This is a genomic window from Lacrimispora sp. YZC11 (assembly GCF_057543815.1).
The window spans coordinates 418,624-438,143 of record NZ_BAAJYQ010000016.1 but is presented as its reverse complement, the minus strand read 5'-3'; the positions used below and the strand labels follow the sequence as shown (position 1 = coordinate 438,143).

Genomic DNA, 19,520 nt, shown 5'->3' with positions numbered 1-19,520 from the left:
GTGCGAAATGGGACAGGGAAAGTTTTTCGTTGTGCTTGCACATAAGAAAAACTTTCCATGACCCATTTCATAGGGCGAAAGCCCGTGAGCTCGTAAAACCTCCGGTTTTACGAGCGCCACTGCGGACTAACCAACAATAAAGCAAAGAAAGAAGGCTAAAAGATGGGACGAAGTGCAGAGATTTCCCGGATAACCCGTGAGACAGATATCCGGCTGAACCTTGATTTAGACGGCAGCGGAAAGGCTGACATCCATACGGGGATTGGATTTTTTGATCACATGTTAAACAGCTTTGCCCGTCATGGTTTTTTTGACTTAACCCTGTCGGTAAAAGGAGATCTTGAGGTGGATACCCACCATACGGTTGAAGACACAGGCATTGTCCTGGGAACTGCCATCAAGCAGTCTCTTGGTGATAAAAAGTCCATCAAGCGCTACGGCAGCATAATCCTCCCCATGGATGAAACTCTGATTCTTTGTGCTGTTGACCTATCCGGCAGACCATATTTAGGCTACGATGTTTTGCTTACCGGGGAACGGGTGGGGGATTTTGAAACAGAAATGCTGAAGGAATTTTTCTACGCTGTTTCTTATGCTTCTGAAATGAACCTGCATATCAGAAAACTGGCAGGAGAGAATAACCACCATGTGATCGAGGGAACCTTCAAAGCATTTGCAAAGGCCTTGGATGAGGCAACATCCCCTGATCCAAGAATCACAGGGGTACTGTCTACAAAGGGAACATTATAAAGGAGAATCCATATGCAGCTTTATCCAGCAATTGACTTAAAAGACGGGCAATGCGTCCGTTTAAAACAGGGAGAATTTAAGGAGATCACCGTTTATTCCCACAAGCCGGAGGAGGTAGCTGCACTCTGGCAGTCCCAGGGAGCCACGTTTCTTCATCTTGTGGATTTAGACGGGGCTTTGGCCGGCCGTTCTGTGAATGATAAGGTGATCAAAAAAATAGCGGATACCGTTTCCATACCAATCGAGATTGGCGGCGGCATCCGAAGCGAAGAGGCAATTGAATCCATGCTTTCCCTGGGAGTAGCCAGGGTGATCATCGGGACAAAAGCCGTCGAGAATCCGGAATTTATCCGGGACATGGTGAAAAAGTTCGGGCAGGATCGGATCGTGGCAGGCGTTGATGCAAAGGATGGAATGGTGGCGGTGGAAGGCTGGGAAAAGATCAGCGGAATTTCTACATCAGAGCTTTGCGGCAGGATGAAGGAATACGGCGTCCGCCATATCGTTTACACCGACATATCCAGGGACGGGATGCTGACGGGCCCAAATGTGGAGTATACGAAAAAGCTGACGGAAGAAACCGGAATGGATATCATTGCCTCCGGCGGAATGTCTTCCATGGAAGATTTAAGGCAGCTTTTCCATGCAGGTGTCCGTGGTGCGATCATCGGAAAAGCGTTGTATGAAAAACGGATCGATTTAAAAGAAGCCATTGAAGCCTTTGAAAAGCAGGATCATCAGGGAGGATATGATGATGGAGTATAAAAAACTAATTGCAGGTTTTGGAATCCGGGAGGGGAAGGCAGTCAGGCTTGATGACCAAAAGACGTGCTATGGGAATAATCTTTTGACACTGGCCTGTTTTTATGGAGACAGCGGGGCTGATGAGCTTTTTCTGTATGATCTGTCTGAGACAGAGGAAGATCATGAAGGGACAATCGGCCTTATGAAGGAGATTGCAAGGCTGTCTGATATTCCAGTGATTTTAGGGGGAAGAGTCAGGCGGCTGGAGGATGTGAAGAAATACCTATACGCAGGCGCAAAGGCAGCGTTTCTAGATGTAAGCCTGGATGAAAATGTGGATTTGATGAAGGAGGCGGTGGACCGGTTCGGAGATGATAAGATTTATGCTTATCTTCCGGACTGTTCGTATTTGGAACGGACCAAGGAATATGCCCAGCTGGGAGCCTCCGTCATGATCCTGGGTGATGCCGAGGTCACTGAGGAAAAGCTTCAGGCCGTTTCGGCCTGTGAGGAGTCCTTTTTGATCACCGGCTGTGGGGAAGATGCGGAGCTCTTTGCCTATGCTCTTGGAGTGGAGAACGTGGAAGGTCTTGTGGGAAGCTTTGATGTGGAAGTAAGCTGTATGGATTTGAAGCAGGATCTTAAAGCCCTGGGAATCGGAGTAGATACGTTTGAAAGCCAGATAAGCTTTGACCAGTTTAAACTGAATAATGATGGGCTGATTCCTGTGATCGCCCAGGATTACAGGACAGGAGAAGTGCTCATGCTGGCCTATATGAACGAAGAGGCCTTTAAGGAAACCCTTAAAACCGGCTGCATGACCTATTACAGCAGAAGCCGCAGAAGCCTTTGGCGGAAGGGGGAAACCTCCGGCCACTATCAGTATGTGAAGTCTCTGGCCCTGGATTGTGACAATGATACGCTGTTAGCGAAAGTGAACCAGATCGGAGCTGCCTGCCATACAGGAGCTAGAAGCTGTTTTTATCAGAGTCTGGTAAAAAAGGAGTATCAGGAGAGCAATCCTTTAAAAGTGTTTGAAGAGGTATTTAAAGTAATTCTTGACAGAAAGACGAATCCAAAGGAAGGTTCCTATACTAATTACCTGTTTGACAAAGGCCTTGATAAGATATTAAAAAAGCTGGGAGAAGAGTCAACGGAAATTGTCATAGCGGCCAAAAATCCAAATCCGGAGGAAGTAAAATACGAAATATCAGATTTTCTTTATCATATGATGGTGCTGATGGCTTATAAAGGCATATCCTGGGAAGATATTACCAGGGAACTGTCCAACCGCTGAACTTAATAAAAACGCTGGAAAGGATGCTCACTTTTCCAGCGTTTTTTGTGTACATAGAGCCATGGACAGCCTGGTTGTTCCATGATATAATAAAAAAATGGAAATTATGGGAGGCTATGGTATGAAAGAACAGATGACAAGTAGGATGAAACGGATGACACGGATTTACCACTGGGTGATACCGGTTGTTTTCCTGTATATCACTGCCGTTTCTTTTTTGGGGGCAGGAATGGGAATGAAGCTTTTGGGAAATACGAAACCTGCTGCGGAACCGACGGAGTTTCATGTCTATGACGGAGCAGATATTTACAGCAGTTTAAATGCCCAGATGATGACCCAGGAATTTGCATCGGATTTTAAAGAAACTAATCATTATTACTTTGCTTATGATGAAAACCTTTTACCATATATTGTAGAGCTCCATGGAGACCTGGCTGAGGAATATTTAAAGATCCAATCCTATTTGTACGATGAATCAGAGGAAGCGCCGGAGCCGGTGACATTTTACGGCATATCATCGCCCATTGAGGATGATATCCGGGAATATGCCATCGAAAGCTACAATGACATGTGGGGAGAGGAACTTGTAACGGAGGATAATTTTTCGGATTATTTCGGAGAATACTATTTAGATACCACCAGAAAACCGGTCTCCAATGCTTCTGGAACGGTTTCGCTCTTTTTTTCGTATGGATTTATGGCTGCCCTGGCAGGAACCCTGATTTTGGCAGGGAATTTAAACAGCCGGAAATTTAAGAGAAGCCGGTCTACGTTAAAGGCATGGCCGGGAGAAAAGCTGCTTGTATTAGACAGACAGCTTAATGATCCCCTTACCTCTTCCTATGAAAAGGAACAGCTTTATTTGACAAATGATTATATCATCACCAATGCAGAGGGATTTGATATCATCTCATATGTGGATATTGAGCGGATTTACGATACTTCTCCTGTAACAGGAAAAAGGCTTATGGTTGAAACAAAGGATCAACAACACCATACCCTTGCTATGGAAAAGGGAGGAAGACAAAAGAACAAGGAAGCGTTCCAGGAACTCACCAGCCAGGTAAAGAGGAAAATTGCAGATAAAAAAGAGGAATTGCCGGAAGATTATCTGATTGGTAAATATCACATGAGTCTTGAAAATACGGATCCTGAAGCAGTCCTTCAAGTATCCGCCGCTCTGGAGGAGAAGCCGTCCAATCCGCTTTTGGGTGTGATCGGTGCGCTGTTTGCCTCTCTTTTGGGAGTTGGGCTGTGGGTCCTCATCGGTCAGGTGGGATTTGTTGCCGGAATTGCCGGATTTGTTATGTTGAAACTAGCCTTAAGCGGCTACCAGAAGCTTGGAGGCTCATTGGACAAAAAGGGAGCCGTCATCTGCCTCATCATAACAGCCGGAATGATTGCCGGGGCCAATCTTTTGGATTATGCAGTATCCATGACAAGGGCATACTTCCAATATGAAGCCAGTTTTGAAACTTTGGCTTATGTTTTCTCAAATTTTGGAAAACTGATGTCTGATACGGATATGTGGAGAGGATTTTTCATTGACCTTGCCATAGGATACGGCTTGTCCGTATGGTCCGCGGCAAGCGCTATTAAAGCCATTTTAACTATGAAAAATAAATTTTAGAAAAAGAGGCGATTTTATTATGTCACAAGTATTAGATAATTTTTTAAAGTATATATCCTTTGACACCCAGTCTAAGGAGGATATGGAGGCAGTTCCCAGTACGGAAAAGCAGCGGGTATTGGCTATGGAACTGGCATCCCAGCTTAAGGCTATGAAAGCGGAGAATGTGATGGTGGATGAGCACAGCTACGTGTATGCCACCATACCTGCTACTACAGATAAGGCTGTCCCGGTACTTGGCTTTATTGCCCACATGGACACAGCTCCTGCATATTCCGGGGCAGGAGTAAAGCCGCAGATCGTAAAAAATTATGACGGCGGCGATATTCAGATGAATAAGGAAACCGGTCTGGTCATGAAAACCAGTGATTTTCCGGATCTTTTAAAATACAAGGGACAGGATATCATTACAACAGACGGCACAACCCTGCTTGGGGCGGATGACAAGGCCGGAGTTGCTGAAATCATGGCTATGGCAGAGTATCTATTATCACACCCGGAGATACCTCATGGAACAATCCGCATTGGCTTTACACCGGATGAAGAGGTTGGAAGAGGAGCAGATTTCTTTGATGTAAAAGGCTTTGGAGCAGATGTGGCTTATACCGTTGACGGCGGCGGATTAGGGGAATTGGAGTATGAGAATTTCAATGCGGCTTCTGCAAGAATCATTGTCCATGGCTCCAGCATACACCCGGGGTCTTCCAAAGGAAGAATGAGGAACGCCCTGCTGATGGCTATGGAGTTTCACAACATGCTTCCATCCGCTGAGAATCCTATGTACACAGAAGGATATGAGGGATTTTACCATTTGGATTCCATGTTCGGAACGGTGGAGGAAGCCCGTTTGGATTATATTATCCGGGATCACAGCAAAGAGAGATTTGAAGAGAAAAAGGCATTTATGGAGCGGGTGGCGGAATATCTCAACAAACGCTATCTGGCAGGGACCATAGAGCTTACACTAAAAGACAGTTACTATAACATGAAGGAAAAAATCCAGCCCCATATGTACCTGATCGACGTAGCAAAGGCTTCTATGGAGGATATCGGAATAGAGCCTATGGTAACGCCTATCCGCGGAGGTACGGATGGTGCCCGTTTGTCCTATGAGGGCCTTCCCTGTCCGAACCTGTGCACAGGAGGCTATAACTTCCACGGTAAGTTCGAATTTATCCCGATTCAGTCCATGGAAAAAGTGGTAGAGCTTCTTCTAAAAATCGTGGAGAAATTTACGGAAAGAGAATAAAGAGGCAAATGGCATCCTGATGGCGACAATCTGAGAAACACAAGTGGAATATGAAGGAAAAATCAATGGTGGGAGCCAAGTTTACCCGGCTCCTGCCATTTTTGATGTTATGAACATGGAGAACTGTTTCGTTAGGCATGCAGAGGCCGCGAGTTTTTGTAAACATCTATTCTAACGGTCCTTCTACCAACCGCTTATCTAATCCTTGCTGGATTTCCATATCATAGGAATCAATAAAATATCCTCTAACTAAGTCTGCATGATTCCCGAACCAAGGATCTACCACTATTTTAATAGAAACATCCGTGGCTTCTTGCATAAACCTATCAAATTCTGCATCATTCTTCACAGTGACTACACAATAATCGCCGCCTAGATCGTATCCCATTTTTTCTTTCCAATTATTAAGATACTTTTGCAAGTCTAATGGACTTGATAGCATAAAAATGTAGCCGTCCAATACAGCAATAGAATCTTTGACCGTCAAATAAACTAATGGAGTATAGTAATCTCCCTCTACATCAAACAATTCATGTATGGTGGAAGTGAAAGGAACACATTCAAAGGAGAGGCATTGCCTAAATTCTTCACCAACCTCTAGTTTATCTACCAAACTAGAATAATTACCATATGCGTTTGAAAAGCTTGTATATCCAAATGGATCTTCCGTCAATTGATTTAATAATAAGTTATGTAAGTCGACCTGTGATTCTATATACGCATGAGCACCTCTTACGACATAGCCGCGTTGAGTCACATAGGTATTATCACCATTTTCCAAGTTGGCTTTTATACAGTATCGGCCCTTCATTGCCGGTTGTATATCATTATTCCATAGAATGTGACTGTTATGAATTCCCATAGCTTTGAGTTGCTCTAATAGCCGCTGACCCTTTGCCTTTGACCAGAATGCATAATCAAAAGATTTTAGATAGGAGTATCCATCAAAAACTGGTCCCTTAACTAGTCCCAAGACTCTATCAACAGGCCGGGTACATTCAACATGTGCGCAGCCTATTTTTAAAGACTCTGCAACATTGTCGATTTCTAACATGTAGCTTTCTTTCCCGGCAATTGGTTCTTCACAATGAATACAATATAAATTTGTTTCTTTGGTCAACTGCTCCGTAACCCATTTCTTATGTAACTGTGCTTCTGGAAAATGATCTTCCTGGCCGTCGCCATGTCCTAACATGCTGATGATAGATGTACCCTCTGGCCTACAGGTTTCTAAATATCGTTCCATACCAGTAATTGAAGAACATCGATGAATGACTTCAACTTCTATTTCGCCAGGCATTATTAAGCGATTGTCCGGATAAAATTGTGATATCTGTTTTTTTCCGGTTTCATCGAATCTGTATAGTTGAAGAAGCATCAACGAGTCTTCGCTGAATTGCTGTAAATTATCAGAATCTTTTTTTATAAATTCAAGTAATTGATGGGACCGCCCTAGCACAACGTCGTATCCAATTTGGGCTTCACCATCTAAGGCGGGAGTGAAGAATTTTTCTTTCTTTTTTAGCATTGCAGAGCAACTATATTTGTCCTGAATATAAGACCGTGTTGCTATACTCCGGTTAGTAGCGAAGTCAAGTGAATCTACAATTAGTGAGCGCCACAAAAAGTCGTATTGTTTCGAATTAAAAGAAGCTAACAACATTTTGCAGGCCATTTCTCCGCTTAGCCCATCCTCTATATCAAATACAACGATATAGATACGCTCGCAAAGACACAATAGCGTGGGTAAATCAATTTCAGCGTCTATATGATTTTTATATGCCAAACGAATTGAAGAAAAAAAAGTATTTAAAATATCATTATCAGATTTGTTGAGACATAGGTTTTCAATTTTCCGATTTCTCCGAACGTTGTTGAGAAGCCTGCGAAGCCTATTATTAATAGTCCCGGAACTATCTGACGATACGGCTAAATAATACTTTCCTTTGTTAATGCCGGTTAGATACTCTCCCACAAACTGAAAGGCGACTTTATAAAATTGGCTATCCGGCCTATCACTAAGTGATAACGAACGTTTAGCCTGAATGTAATAGATGTCGCCCAAATTGTTTTCCAACACTAAGTCGTCTATTTCATCGTTGCTTTCAAAACGTATTGACTCGATATTTCCATTACTCCCTGGTAACCAAGAATCCAAGTAGGAATCTGTTAGCATAAGAGCTAAAAATTGAGCAGCTATCCGCTGTTGATAATTGATTCCAGCATTGGTAGGCTGAAGTGCCATTGTAATCCCTCCATTTTTCCTGTTATCTATTTTTTATTATACTCAATTTGTTATCTTATCACAAGAAATAATATGATTATCAAAACCAATTTCCATTATGCTATGCATGTAAAGATCCTGTTTACTTTCATAAATACAGCTTGCTGGCCACCTGCAGACCGTTAACAGGATTGTATTCTAACAAGCTCAATAATTACATTTCGATCAAGCGGTGCTCCGGGACTCCGGACCAAGTTCGAGGTATTGACGAAGACCCTTAAAAAGCACCACCTTAATTTTGCATAGTAGTATAAATTTCAGTGCAATGCTACCTGCGATATTCCATACACCATTTAATACAATACAAAACTGTGGATATAACAAGTAATATTGTCAGTAGTAATACGCTAACAAAATATATACTGATATTTTCATGCGTAAACAGTGAGAAAAATCGAACTCCCCCAATTATTGCTATGATGATAATCAAACCACCAACCAATATTTTATATGATGTTTTCGCCGCTTCGGATACAATTACTTTTTCTCGTTCGTCTGCATATGACAATTCGGAATTATCTTTTTTGTTCCATTTAAGTATTTTTCCAATGGTATAATAAACAACTGGATATATAATAAGGTAAATAATCAATAGTATGGGATAGATTGAAATAGTCCCGCTAAATCCGGTGTTTTCAACCTGGTAAATTTCTGAAAAAGGAAATAAAAAAGCCAGGCCAAACAGTAGAAATAATATTGTGTTACCAACACTTATAAATATAGTTTTTTTCATTAGATGTCCTCCTTCTTAAATATTTGTTCAATAGGTGTTTCTAGTACCTCAGATATCCGCATAGCCAAAAGCAGAGAAGGCACATAACTGCCTTTTTCCAAAGAAATGATTGTTTGTCTAGTAACGCCAACAAGTTCAGCCAGTTTTCCCTGCGATATATCTTTTTGTACTCGTAGTTCTTTTACGGTATTAGATAGTGTTTCCATAGTTGCCTCCTTTCAGTTATAGTATAGTTGATTTTACATGTAAAGTCAACTATACATATGTAAATTATAAAAAGAGGTACCTTTAGGCAGCCATTCATATGACAGTAAAAAAACTTAAACTGTTTATTGGTGGTGCCAAGTAAAATGTCTGAAAACAAGGTATCGTTTGATTGAAACGATACCTTGTTTTACTTTGTAGAGAAATTAGAAGATGGGGTACATACAGGACTCAGGGCCAAGTTGGCCCGAAGTTGAACAAGGAATGAGTGACAGCGAATGACGCAACATTAGCCGGGGTTGGGGTGGCTATCCTAACAAGCAATTTTCGAGTTTTCCCGTAGTGGAAAATCTCGTAAATGTGCAAGTGTCTATACACTTGCCCTGCTTGCCGTTTGGAGGAAAGCCTGAAAACGGCTGATTGCAAGGACGCTTTTAAGATGTTCCAATATTGAAAACAGTAGAGTGAAAAAGAAATATATGATATAATAAAAAAGCTGTTACCTGTGAAATTTTACTTTGAAAAGCAAGGGGGAAACAATTTGATTATCAAAAATGACAAGCAATTCAATTTGTTTCCCTCGCATGTGGGGCTGAGAAAATATATTCTATATTACAACATCGTATTTCCAGCGAGTGATACGTTCATGGCACACTATACGCTTATGCCTAATGCTTGCGGAACATTGTCGCTTGCCTTCGATGGAACCGCTGTAATTGCTGAACTATGGGGAGCATCCCTAACACCTGTTTTGCTAGGGATGGAACCAAATAGTTACCATGTCCTATTGCTTATCCAACTTTCGCCCTATGGTTTGTATCAAATCACACGTCAAAGCCAAGCGGAGCTTGCGGGCAAGCGCCTTTCGCTTGCAGACATCGACAACGAGATTTTTAATTCGTTGTATCAAGCCTTTTTAATGTCAAAAACCGCAATAGAGTTGGTAAATACTTGTGAAAAAATATTATATAGGCGCATGGAAAAGCCCCTTATTTCGGACGCTTTGTTATTAGCCACCACAGTGATTTCTGATAGCCATGGACAAGTACAAGTGAATGAAGTCGCCCGGCAATCTAGTTATAGCGAGCGACAACTAAACCGCTTGTTTCTTACACAAATCGGAATGAATATTAAGAACTATGCACGCTTAACTCGTTTTAACTATGTGTTAAAGCACATTCAAAAATCGCCTTGCTTTTTTGCAGCATTGTCGCAACAAGCCGGATATTTCGACCAAGCCCATTTTGATAAAGATTTCAAGGCTATTAGTGGTGTTACCCCTCAAAAATATTTGAAAACTATGTCGGATTTTTACTATGACGGAACGGAAATATACAATACAATATCCTCAGAGGAGGAATGAAAAATGAAATATCAAGGTTGTCTTTTAGCGGTTAGGGATATATCCGCTTCTAAGGACTTTTATGAAAAAGTGCTTCATCAAAACGTTGTAATGGATATTGGCGTACATGTAACCTTTGAGGGTTTTTCTCTGCAACAAGGATATGCCGAACTCATTGGGGTAGCAATTAAGAGTGTGAAAGAACAGTCACACAACTTTCAAGTCTATTTTGAAGTGGAAGATTTAGACAAAGTGTACGCCGAAATGAAAAGCATATCCAGCTTGCAATGGGTACATGAAATCAAGGAATATCCATGGGGGCAGCGTGACCTTCGAGTATATGACCCGGACAAACATATTGTGGAGATTGCAGAGGATATGAATACGGTTATCAAACGCTTTTTTAGTCAGAGCATGACGTCAGAAGAAGTTGCTAAGCGCACTATGTTCCCCGTCGAAGTCGTGAAACAGTATGCGTCGTGCTTTGATATATGACACATGGCGGCTTTGGTAAATCAAAGCCGCATGTTTGTGCCAAAAAAACCAGAACAATAAGGAGAGTGCCTATGAACTGGGAGCCCTGGACAGGTTGTTACAAAATAAGTGATGGCTGCACAAATTGTTATTTTTACGGGCCACATGCGAAACGCTACGGTCAAAATACAATACAAAAAACAGATAAATTTGATTGGCCTATAAGGAAAACTGCAAAAGGCGAATACAACATTAAAGGAAATAAAATTCTTGCGACCTGTTTTGCTACTGACTTTTTTCTTCCCGAAGCGGATGAATGGCGCAAAGAAGTTTGGGCTATCATCAAGAAAAGAACAGACATAGAATTTTTGATTTTGACAAAGCGAATTGACCGTTTCCTTGTATCACTTCCATCAGATTGGGGCGCAGGATATGACAATGTGAATATTGGATGTACTGTCGAAAATCAAGAATTAACAGATTATAGACTTCCATTATTCTTATCCTATCCGATAAAGCGGCGTTTTATAGCCTGCTCCCCACTTTTAGAAGCAATAGATTTAACACCGTATCTTCATGGAGTAGACCATGTTACAGTTGGCGGTGAAACGGGACGAGAAGCTCGTGAATGTGATTATGATTGGGTACTTAATATCCGCGAACAATGCGTAAAAGCAAATGTAACATTTTGGTTCAAAAATACAGGCTCACTTTTTAAACATAATGGCATAGTGGAAAAAATAAATCCATTTAAGCAAACCAGTATGGCGAAAGAGCTTGATATAAATATTTTAGATGGAAAAAGATTGTTTTGATAGAACTTTGGGCCAATTTAGCTCGAGGTGATGGCATAGTAAAACATATGAAGATATCTACGTAAACCCTTTCGCGAGTAGGTTTTGGAAAGCGTGGACAAGCTCATCTACTGTGATCATTGAACGCATAAAACTTTCTCCTTATAATCTATTGTTGTTCCGTAAATCTCCACCATGCAACTGTTCCGACAAACCCTGTTATTCCTGTCTCCAGACCAAGTTTTCGTATAATACGAGTGATACATTGTCTGTCGGGAAGCATCTGCATACGGCGGGCAATGTCCAGGTTTTCTTCAACGGTAAGCCCCGGATAATAGCTCGCTTCCTCCAAAAAACCAACATTTCCCCACAATCCGTAACTTCCGAAGTCAACCTTACTCCCCAGTAAATAAACGCTGCCGGAGGTGGGTTTTAACAGCGACAGCATCATATGGATTGTAGTGGATTTCCCGGCTCCATTCAGGCCAACAAATCCGAATATTTCACCTTTGTTTACCTCCAATGAAACATTGTTGACGGCATGATACTCGTCAAATGTCTTTGTGAGGTCATCCAGTTGTATCACAGCACCATTGCGGTTACTTTTTTCCATTAAACATACTCCTTTTTGATTTTTTGTTAGTTAAGAACAAAGTTGGAATGAGCAATACCAGGCAAAGGACTAAGGCTAACTTGAAACCATTGTGGTAAGCAGTGGTCATAAGAGGAATCGTTGGTGCGCTACCTTGGATTGAAATGCTAACAACCGTTGCAAGCACTGCTGAACCAAACGCACCGCCAATATTTTGCATGAGCCTGGTTCCGACACTGGCTTGCGCGATTTCTTGTTTGACCATACCGGTGTATGCATCAGTCATCATCGGAATGGTGACGCCGCCGATACCCATACCGCGAACAAATAAGACAACACTCACAACAATGAGTGAAGATGCCTCATTGAAGAAAACAAATGGAATCGTACCGACGGCGGCGAGTGCCAGACTTACCAAAACTACATTACGCGCACCCAATTTATCAGTTAGCCTGCCAATCAATGGGCGGGCAACCAGCATACCGACACCTTGCGGAATCAATAATAATCCGGCACTCAAAACCGAGAAGCCCTTAATGTTTTGGAAAAACAAAGGTAATAATAACATTGGACCGTTGGTGGCAATCCCTGCAAGGAACAAGCCAACCATGACGGCACTGAAATTTTTCGACTTAAACAAGCGCAATGGGAGAATTGCTTGTTCCTTTTTAATAGCTGCGTAAATCATGTATATGACTAAAATTGCAACCCCGGCAACAACAAAACCAATCGTCGTGCTGTTGTTAAATGTGGCACTTTTCGCCGCTTTCGTAATCCCATAAATCAAGGAAGATGAAGCGGCGCCCAATAAAATGATACCAATGAAGTCGAATTTGGCTTTCATGTTAGCCGGCGTGAAATCAGGCAGTTTCAAAATCATCAAAGTGATGGCAAGAATACCAATTGGAATGTTGACAAAGAAAATGTAACGCCATGATAAGAATTGGACAATCACAGCACCAATAACCGGGCCGAGGATTGGACCCAAGACCGTCGGGATACCAATGGTTGACATCAGACGTCCCATTCTATCCCTTCCGGCGACTTCAACACACAAAGTAGTCACCAATGTCACAATAAAACCGGAGCTGAAACCTTGAATAACCCGAAAAACAATCAATGAATGGATATTCCAACTAAGTCCCGAAGCAATTGAAGCAGCTAAGAATAATATATTTGCGCCAATCATTAACCATTTACCATTGAAACGTTGAACCATCCAACCAACAAGCGGCACTGAAATTGCCATAGCTAACACATAACCTGTAATTACCCATTGAATTAAATCAAGTCCGATACTGAAATCATTACTCAAATGCTTGATGGCAATGTTAACCATTGTTGAATCAAGTAGCGGCATAACTGCTCCAAGCACTAAAATCCAAGCAATGTTCATGATGTTCTTTGGAATCGGCTCAAGTTTCGCAGCTTTTTCACTCTTACTCATCATAAATAAATCCTCCTCATTACGTGCGGCGTTTTTGTTCATAATATTTTTACTTTACAAAACGCCATTCTTTATTTATTATAATGTATAAACTATCACGCTACGTTCGAGTCAAGTGTTTTAAAAAACTGAAAGTTTTTTATAAGGAGGAAACGTCAATGAAAAGTGTAAATGAAGTGAGTAAGCTCTCCGGCGTAAGCCGCCGCACCTTGCAATATTATGATGAAATCGGATTGCTACCGCCCAGCGCGGTGAAAGAATCAGGCTACCGCCAATATGATGACGAGAACTTACGCCGCTTATGGAGCATTCTATTTTATAAAGAGCTTGGAATTTCCCTTGACGAAATTCAGTTGCTGCTTGACAATCCAAATGAAATAGAAAAAGAGATAATGCGGCAGCATAAACAAGCTCTTTTAGAAAAACAATCTCAATTACAAAAAATGTTGGTGTCAGTTGACCGAATATTGAATGACGATTTTGATGTTTCAATGCTAAGAGATTTTGATAAAATTAGAATTGAAACAATGAAAAAGACATATGCAGACGAAATTCGGGTGTTAATGGAAAGCAATTTTTTTCTACCGGCAGTGAAAAGCGGCATATTCCCGGGTCGTGCATCCCTTGTAAAAAGCGCCTCGAATATAATGAACGTGGATTTTGGTGAGCTCATTTCTCTTTGCGGAGAAGTTTTTGAGAAATTTCGTAACGCCATGAAGGATGGCCCGGACAGCTTGGTGGCAAAAGAGGCAGTCAATGCTTATATGGAATTTATAAATAAATTGATTCCCTGTGATGATAAGGCTATTCGTAAAATCGGACAGGCGTATTTGCTTCATAAAGAAGAATTGGACAAAAAGTCACCGGGACTTGCAGAGTTCGTATATGAAGCTATTTTGTATATATATCACTAACCAATCGGCAAGTCCAATCTATTCTATTCGCTTTGAGGAATTGTCCGCTGATTATGAAGCAGAACAGACCAACATGCAAAGTAAGCTGTACACAGACTTGACTGAACTGCCCCCAACAATCTTGAATGACATGATTTGTAAGGTCTTTGTGAAAGCACCGGATAAATCTCCCGGTTGTCTTTTATGGTTGGAAATATCTTGTCATAAAATGTATCTTTACAATTGATTCCATATTCTATATACTTAGGGTAAATGTTCGACTTGCCGCAGCTATTATAACCTAATAGTAAGGAGAACAAAAATGAGTAAAAATAAACCCAATATCATTTTTATATTATCGGATGATCAGGGCGCCTGGGCTATGGGCTGTGCCGGGAATCAGGAGATTCTTACGCCCAACCTGGACAGGCTGGCAGCAGAGGGAGTCCGTTTTGACAACTTCTTCTGTGCTTCCCCTGTTTGTTCCCCAGCCAGAGCTTCTCTTTTAACCGGAAGAATTCCATCACAGCATGGGATACATGACTGGCTTCGGGATGATAATAAAGAACAGGAGGATATAGAATATCTGTCAGGCCAGACCGCTTATACCGATGTGTTGGCACGGGAAGGTTATGTATGTGGCCTGTCCGGAAAATGGCACGTTGGCAGGAGTTCTGTTTCTCAAAAGAGTTTTACACACTGGTTTGCGCACAAATCTGGCGGAGGCCCATATTATAATTCTCCTTTTTATAAAGAAGGACAACTTATCTATGAATCCGGTTATGTCACTGATGTGATAACCGATGATGCCATATCTTTTATGAAAGAGTATGCAGGCAAGCAATCTTTTTATCTTCATGTGGGCTATACAGCACCTCATTCCCCATGGATAAACAACCATCCAAAAGAATACACAAAAATTTACGAGGACTGTTCCTTTTTATCATGCCCTATGGAGGAAAAGCATCCTGATAGTATTTATTTAACAGAAGAAGTTATAAAGGATTTAAAGGCCAATCAGACGGGATATTATGCGGCAGTCACCGCTATGGATCAGAATATTGGCCGTATTCTTGATGAACTTGATCGTCTGGGTATCAGGGAAGAGACTCTGGTGCTGTTTTCCAGTGATAATGGATTCAGCTGCGGTCATCATGGTTTCTGGGGAAAAGGGAATGGTACCTTTCCTATCAATATGTATGAATCCTCAGTTAAGGTTCCTTTTATAGCCAGTCAGCCAGGCATCATCCCTCAGGGAAAGGTAGACTCTTCTCTGGTTTCCGCTTATGATTTTATGCCTACACTGCTGGAATATGCCGGAGCAGAGGACAGATTTACAGATCATCTTCCAGGCAGAAGCTTTCTTCCTGCAATGATGGGAGAGCCGTTTATTCAGTCAGAATCCATTGTTGTATTGGATGAATATGGCCCGAACCGAATGATACGGGGAACCAGATATAAATTTATTAAACGTTACCCTTACGGACCTAATGAACTTTATGATTTAGAGAAAGATCCGGGAGAGAGGCACAATCTTCTTTTATCTGAAGACAGGGAAGCGGCAGTAATAAGAAATAAACTGAATTATGAATTGGAACAGTGGTTTTTAAAATATGTAGATCCGGAGATTGATGGTGCGAAAGAAGCTGTATACGGTTCCGGGCAGATCAATCTGGCAGGAGTCTGGAGTGAGGGGAAAACGTCTCATAGCTGTGATGATTATATTAAAGAAAAAATGCAGAAAACCCATTTTAAAGACGGAAAAGGAAAGGAATAAAATGAAAAAGGGATTTAGAACCCTTAAGGCACAGCTGCGTCTGGGATATGGGCTTACCTTTGCCTTGATTTCCCTTCTTTTTGTTGTGTTTTTATTCTTAGGGATCAAAAGCCTTATGGTGGATCAGATCGGACAGAGCAGACTCGATGTATTAAAACAGATCTCAGAACGATCCAATACCATAAAAAGCAATACAATTACCATATCCAATCTCTATCGTTATGATGAGCATATGAGAAGCTACCTATCTGAAGAAAATGATCAGTTATTGGAAAATAGACAGAATACCATTCATTATCTTAATGAGTTAAAAAAGACCTATGACCAGGTTTTTCATGATATAGGTCTAAACTATGATGTGATCATTCTGGGCAATAATGGTTTTCAGTACTCATCAAGGGGAAATGGGAATTATGACTTTCAGGGATTAGAAAGCCAGTTATGGTACAGGCAAAGCTATGATTCTGAGGATGATATGGTATTTATCAGCAGTTTTCAGGAAAAGTTTGATAGCTCAGGAACTGAAAATCCTTATGTATTCGGTGCATTTCGTCAGGTCATGGATCTGGAGGGCAATATACTCGGTACGATTCTGGTTAATATAGATGAAAAGTATCTGGAGGGTTTATATAGTTCTGTAGAAGAAAACAGCAATTTTTATATTTTTGATAAAAAAGGAAATATTGTATCCAGCAGGGACAAGGCTTTGCTTGGCAAAAACTTTATTGGAGTTAAAAACTTCAGACAGTTTTATGGGATAAATCAGTACAATATGATCAGGAAACTGGGGCAGGATTATCTGCTGTCCAATTACTATGATCCTGAGACAGGTTGGACAATTGTAGAAGAGATGCCTTGTTCTGTGATTTTTAAGCCTCTTCATCAGGCCATTGCCATTCTACTCCTGCTTTTAAGCTTCTGTATTTTTGCGGGAGCAGGAGCTGCTTATTACTTATCTGGCAGGATATCAAAGCCTATCCAGAAGCTGTGCAGTCTGATGGATCAGGTGCGGCAGGGTGATTTTGATGTGATCAGTGACATTAAAGGCTATGAAGAAGTCAATCAATTGAAAGATAGCTTTAATGAGATGGCAAAAGAGATTAAAAAACTGATGGAAAGTGTAAAGCAAAAAGAAATAAAAAAGCGGAAATCAGAGCTGGATTTTCTCAGAGCCCAGATTAATCCCCATTTTCTTTATAATACCCTGTTTTCTATTCAGTGCATGATTGAACTGGGGAATAACAAGCAGGCGGTTTTAATGATGTCAGCTTTTATAGACTTACTAAAGAGGACCTTGTCAGTAGATACGGATTTCATTCTGTTGGAAGAGGAGTTTGAGAATACAAATAAATACCTGGTGCTTCAGCAGATCCGCTATGGCGATAAAGTGCATTTTGAATGTGAAATAGAGGAAAAGACAAAGGGATGCCTTGTGCCTTCTCTTATTATTCAGCCAATAGTGGAAAATGCTATATTTCATGGACTTAATGCAAAGGAAGAGCCGGGGCTGATTGTGGTCGAGTCTGCAATATCCAGTGACTGCCTTCTGATTACCATTTCCGACGATGGAGTTGGTCAGAGTAAAGAGGAACTTATGCAGCTGAGAAATCAGCTGGAGGACAGAGAGTACCATACCGGGGGCTCCATTGGCATCTTAAATGTGTTAAATCGAATCAGAATCAATTTTGGAGATTCTTATGGGCTTATTGTGGAAAGCGAATCAGGAATCGGGACAACGGTTACTTTAAAGCTTCCTGTTATAAGGAGAGAGCATTTTAGTGAAGAGGATTTAGCATGAAAATACTGATTGTAGATGATGAAAGAATGATTTGTGAGTGGCTGCAGTTTTGTATTCAGAGCTATCCGGGCTGTGAGCTGGCAGGCTGTGCGCATAACGGAGAGCAGGCTCTGTCAATTTTTATAGAAAAAGGGGCTGATATCGTATTCACAGATATAAAAATGCCTCTCATGGGAGGTTTAGAGCTTTTAAAGGAGATTAAAAAGCTGAATCCCAGAACGATCGTCATATTGCTGACTGCTTTTGCAGATTTCGATCTGGTGCGGGAAGCCATTCGCCAGGGTGGTGACGATTATTTGCTGAAAACAGAGATGAATCAACAGTCTTTTCAGGAGATGCTTTCTAAGCTGGAACTGCAAATAAAAAGAACGGGTTCAAAAGAAGTTCGCGGAGAAACGGAGAGTACAGGGCAGCAGCACTCCATAATCAGTGATATTTTAAGAAAAGACGGCCCATTGGAAGAGGATGATATCAGGCAGCTGAGAGAGTGTAATATCAGATGGAGAGATGGAGGACTGTTTTCCATAGCTGTCTGGAAACAGGATTTAATGAAAGATTTTGTTCTGCCTCAGAACGCCTATGTCCGCCATGTGGCTAGCTTTGAGTATGACAGATATACCTATGTGATTATTGGTAATCTGGCAAGGGATTTAACAGAGCTTAAGAAGAATCTGATTTTGTATGAGTATGCTTCTGCAATTGTTTCAAATAACAGCTGTATGGCAGGAGTCAGCACCATAACGGAACATTTAAGCAGTGTATCCGATGCCATTGTTCAGGCAGTTTATGGTTTGGGACAGGGATATTATGAAGGGAAAATAAAGGTTTGGCAGGCTAAGACCAACGGAAGTGAAATCAGGAAAAAGGAATCAAAGTGGGAGTCTGTTTTCCGAAAGAAAAGACGGGAATTGTATGATGTGCAAAGCGACAAATTTTATGGAAAAACGGAAGAAACCATGGAAGAAGCCAGGAAAGATACAGGGGTTCCTATCAGTGGTTTTACTGCCTTTTGCTGTGATGCAATGGAAATGGCATATATGCGGTTTGCAGAAGAGGATGCACAGCTGATGCATCATATGCTTTTAGAAGAAAAAAGCCGGGTCTATAGAGCCACAGACTATGCAGAATCCCGGTGCAGAGTTTTAGAGTTTATCAAAAATGTGTTAGCATATCAGGATGTAGACGAAAGAAGATTGTCCAAAGGGGTAGCCGTAGCCGTTGATTATGTGAGAAAGCATTACAGTGAAGCCATCAGCCTGGAAATGGTTTCCCAGAAGGTCCATCTAAATCCTGAGTATTTATCCAGAATCTTTAAGGAAGAGGTGGGCTGTACTTATAGTGCCTTTATCTCGGAGATAAGGCTTAAGAAAGCCGCCTATCTGCTGTCTCACACAACAGAACGTGTTCAGAAGATTGGAGAATCAGTAGGATATCCTAATGTAAGTTATTTTTCCACAACCTTTAAAAAACGTTATGGGGTCAATCCCTATGAATACAGAAGAGGGGAGTAAA

At 41.3% G+C, this 19,520-nt stretch carries 17 protein-coding genes; 12 read left to right on the top strand and 5 right to left on the bottom strand.

Translation table 11 applies throughout. The annotated features are described in order from the left end of the window. Positions 1–162 precede the first annotated feature (162 nt). The 5 genes from hisB (at position 163) to pepT (ending at position 5,670) form a co-directional block, all read left to right on the top strand. The gene (gene hisB / locus AC27IJ_RS17325; RefSeq protein WP_312443312.1) at positions 163–750 is read left to right on the top strand and encodes an imidazoleglycerol-phosphate dehydratase HisB; all 588 of its coding nucleotides are present in this window, start codon (positions 163–165) and stop codon (positions 748–750) included. A gap of 12 nt (positions 751–762) precedes the next feature. After that, on the top strand, positions 763–1,515 hold the full coding sequence (gene hisA, locus AC27IJ_RS17320; RefSeq protein ID WP_487149936.1) for a 1-(5-phosphoribosyl)-5-[(5-phosphoribosylamino)methylideneamino]imidazole-4-carboxamide isomerase: 753 nt from the start codon (positions 763–765) through the stop codon (positions 1,513–1,515). After that, complete coding sequence (gene hisIE, locus AC27IJ_RS17315) at positions 1,502–2,791, top strand: bifunctional phosphoribosyl-AMP cyclohydrolase/phosphoribosyl-ATP diphosphatase HisIE (RefSeq protein ID WP_312443317.1); 1,290 nt, start codon at positions 1,502–1,504, stop codon at positions 2,789–2,791. The genes hisA and hisIE overlap by 14 nt, the downstream gene beginning before the upstream one ends. A 121-nt stretch (positions 2,792–2,912) precedes the next feature. Next, positions 2,913–4,421, top strand: a complete 1,509-nt coding sequence (locus AC27IJ_RS17310; RefSeq protein WP_487149933.1) for a hypothetical protein — start codon at positions 2,913–2,915, stop codon at positions 4,419–4,421. 19 nt (positions 4,422–4,440) lie between these two features. Beyond that, positions 4,441–5,670 carry a peptidase T gene (gene pepT, locus AC27IJ_RS17305; protein WP_312443320.1) on the top strand — a complete coding sequence of 410 codons (1,230 nt, stop codon included), beginning with the start codon at positions 4,441–4,443 and terminating at the stop codon, positions 5,668–5,670. 166 nt (positions 5,671–5,836) lie between these two features. Here the strand turns inward: pepT and AC27IJ_RS17300 are convergent, their stop codons facing one another. The 3 genes from AC27IJ_RS17300 to AC27IJ_RS17290 form a co-directional block, all read right to left on the bottom strand. After that, positions 5,837–7,915 (bottom strand): hypothetical protein, encoded by a 2,079-nt coding sequence (locus AC27IJ_RS17300; protein ID WP_487149931.1) that lies wholly within the window; start codon positions 7,913–7,915, stop codon positions 5,837–5,839. Between the two features lie 307 nt (positions 7,916–8,222). Beyond that, positions 8,223–8,687 (bottom strand): hypothetical protein, encoded by a 465-nt coding sequence (locus tag AC27IJ_RS17295; RefSeq protein WP_487149929.1) that lies wholly within the window; start codon positions 8,685–8,687, stop codon positions 8,223–8,225. Next, positions 8,687–8,893 (bottom strand): helix-turn-helix transcriptional regulator, encoded by a 207-nt coding sequence (locus AC27IJ_RS17290; protein WP_312443323.1) that lies wholly within the window; start codon positions 8,891–8,893, stop codon positions 8,687–8,689. The genes AC27IJ_RS17295 and AC27IJ_RS17290 overlap by 1 nt, the downstream gene beginning before the upstream one ends. 539 nt (positions 8,894–9,432) lie before the next feature. On the opposite strand from AC27IJ_RS17290, the gene AC27IJ_RS17285 reads away from it, so the two are divergent. The 3 genes from AC27IJ_RS17285 to AC27IJ_RS17275 are packed head-to-tail and all read left to right on the top strand — an operon-like array spanning position 9,433 to position 11,522. Then, a complete protein-coding gene (locus tag AC27IJ_RS17285; RefSeq protein ID WP_487149927.1) occupies positions 9,433–10,254 on the top strand; it encodes a helix-turn-helix domain-containing protein in 822 nt (273 codons plus the stop codon). Positions 10,255–10,257: 3 nt separating this feature from the next. Continuing rightward, complete coding sequence (locus AC27IJ_RS17280; RefSeq protein ID WP_312501744.1) at positions 10,258–10,728, top strand: VOC family protein; 471 nt, start codon at positions 10,258–10,260, stop codon at positions 10,726–10,728. Continuing rightward, a complete protein-coding gene (locus AC27IJ_RS17275) occupies positions 10,725–11,522 on the top strand; it encodes a DUF5131 family protein (protein WP_331655682.1) in 798 nt (265 codons plus the stop codon). The genes AC27IJ_RS17280 and AC27IJ_RS17275 overlap by 4 nt, the downstream gene beginning before the upstream one ends. Positions 11,523–11,670: 148 nt before the next feature. On the opposite strand, the gene AC27IJ_RS17270 is transcribed toward AC27IJ_RS17275, so the two are convergent. Then, the gene (locus tag AC27IJ_RS17270; protein ID WP_487149924.1) at positions 11,671–12,114 is read right to left on the bottom strand and encodes an ATP-binding cassette domain-containing protein; all 444 of its coding nucleotides are present in this window, start codon (positions 12,112–12,114) and stop codon (positions 11,671–11,673) included. Further along, positions 12,101–13,543, bottom strand: coding sequence for an MDR family MFS transporter (locus AC27IJ_RS17265; RefSeq protein WP_487149922.1), 1,443 nt, complete (start codon positions 13,541–13,543; stop codon positions 12,101–12,103). The genes AC27IJ_RS17270 and AC27IJ_RS17265 overlap by 14 nt, the downstream gene beginning before the upstream one ends. A 155-nt stretch (positions 13,544–13,698) precedes the next feature. On the opposite strand from AC27IJ_RS17265, the gene AC27IJ_RS17260 reads away from it, so the two are divergent. From AC27IJ_RS17260 to AC27IJ_RS17245, 4 genes are all read left to right on the top strand, one after another. After that, on the top strand, positions 13,699–14,454 hold the full coding sequence (locus AC27IJ_RS17260; RefSeq protein ID WP_312443333.1) for a MerR family transcriptional regulator: 756 nt from the start codon (positions 13,699–13,701) through the stop codon (positions 14,452–14,454). Positions 14,455–14,755: 301 nt separating this feature from the next. Further along, positions 14,756–16,210 carry a sulfatase family protein gene (locus AC27IJ_RS17255; RefSeq protein WP_487149920.1) on the top strand — a complete coding sequence of 485 codons (1,455 nt, stop codon included), beginning with the start codon at positions 14,756–14,758 and terminating at the stop codon, positions 16,208–16,210. A gap of 1 nt (position 16,211) precedes the next feature. Then, a complete protein-coding gene (locus AC27IJ_RS17250) occupies positions 16,212–18,008 on the top strand; it encodes a sensor histidine kinase (RefSeq protein ID WP_312443337.1) in 1,797 nt (598 codons plus the stop codon). Continuing rightward, positions 18,005–19,519 carry a response regulator transcription factor gene (locus AC27IJ_RS17245; protein WP_487149917.1) on the top strand — a complete coding sequence of 505 codons (1,515 nt, stop codon included), beginning with the start codon at positions 18,005–18,007 and terminating at the stop codon, positions 19,517–19,519. The genes AC27IJ_RS17250 and AC27IJ_RS17245 overlap by 4 nt, the downstream gene beginning before the upstream one ends. The last annotated feature ends 1 nt before the right edge of the window (position 19,520 follow it).

Coding starts and splice junctions, on each gene's coding strand:
- AC27IJ_RS17260 (WP_312443333.1), top strand. CDS start 13,699: ATGAAAAGTGTAAATGAAGTGAGTAAGCTCTCCGGCGTAAGCCGCCGC.
- AC27IJ_RS17290 (WP_312443323.1), bottom strand. CDS start 8,893: ATGGAAACACTATCTAATACCGTAAAAGAACTACGAGTACAAAAAGAT.
- AC27IJ_RS17275 (WP_331655682.1), top strand. CDS start 10,725: ATGACACATGGCGGCTTTGGTAAATCAAAGCCGCATGTTTGTGCCAAA.
- AC27IJ_RS17255 (WP_487149920.1), top strand. CDS start 14,756: ATGAGTAAAAATAAACCCAATATCATTTTTATATTATCGGATGATCAG.
- AC27IJ_RS17250 (WP_312443337.1), top strand. CDS start 16,212: ATGAAAAAGGGATTTAGAACCCTTAAGGCACAGCTGCGTCTGGGATAT.
- hisB (WP_312443312.1), top strand. CDS start 163: ATGGGACGAAGTGCAGAGATTTCCCGGATAACCCGTGAGACAGATATC.
- AC27IJ_RS17300 (WP_487149931.1), bottom strand. CDS start 7,915: ATGGCACTTCAGCCTACCAATGCTGGAATCAATTATCAACAGCGGATA.
- AC27IJ_RS17310 (WP_487149933.1), top strand. CDS start 2,913: ATGAAAGAACAGATGACAAGTAGGATGAAACGGATGACACGGATTTAC.
- hisIE (WP_312443317.1), top strand. CDS start 1,502: ATGATGGAGTATAAAAAACTAATTGCAGGTTTTGGAATCCGGGAGGGG.
- AC27IJ_RS17295 (WP_487149929.1), bottom strand. CDS start 8,687: ATGAAAAAAACTATATTTATAAGTGTTGGTAACACAATATTATTTCTA.
- AC27IJ_RS17280 (WP_312501744.1), top strand. CDS start 10,258: ATGAAATATCAAGGTTGTCTTTTAGCGGTTAGGGATATATCCGCTTCT.
- hisA (WP_487149936.1), top strand. CDS start 763: ATGCAGCTTTATCCAGCAATTGACTTAAAAGACGGGCAATGCGTCCGT.
- AC27IJ_RS17245 (WP_487149917.1), top strand. CDS start 18,005: ATGAAAATACTGATTGTAGATGATGAAAGAATGATTTGTGAGTGGCTG.
- pepT (WP_312443320.1), top strand. CDS start 4,441: ATGTCACAAGTATTAGATAATTTTTTAAAGTATATATCCTTTGACACC.
- AC27IJ_RS17270 (WP_487149924.1), bottom strand. CDS start 12,114: ATGGAAAAAAGTAACCGCAATGGTGCTGTGATACAACTGGATGACCTC.
- AC27IJ_RS17265 (WP_487149922.1), bottom strand. CDS start 13,543: ATGATGAGTAAGAGTGAAAAAGCTGCGAAACTTGAGCCGATTCCAAAG.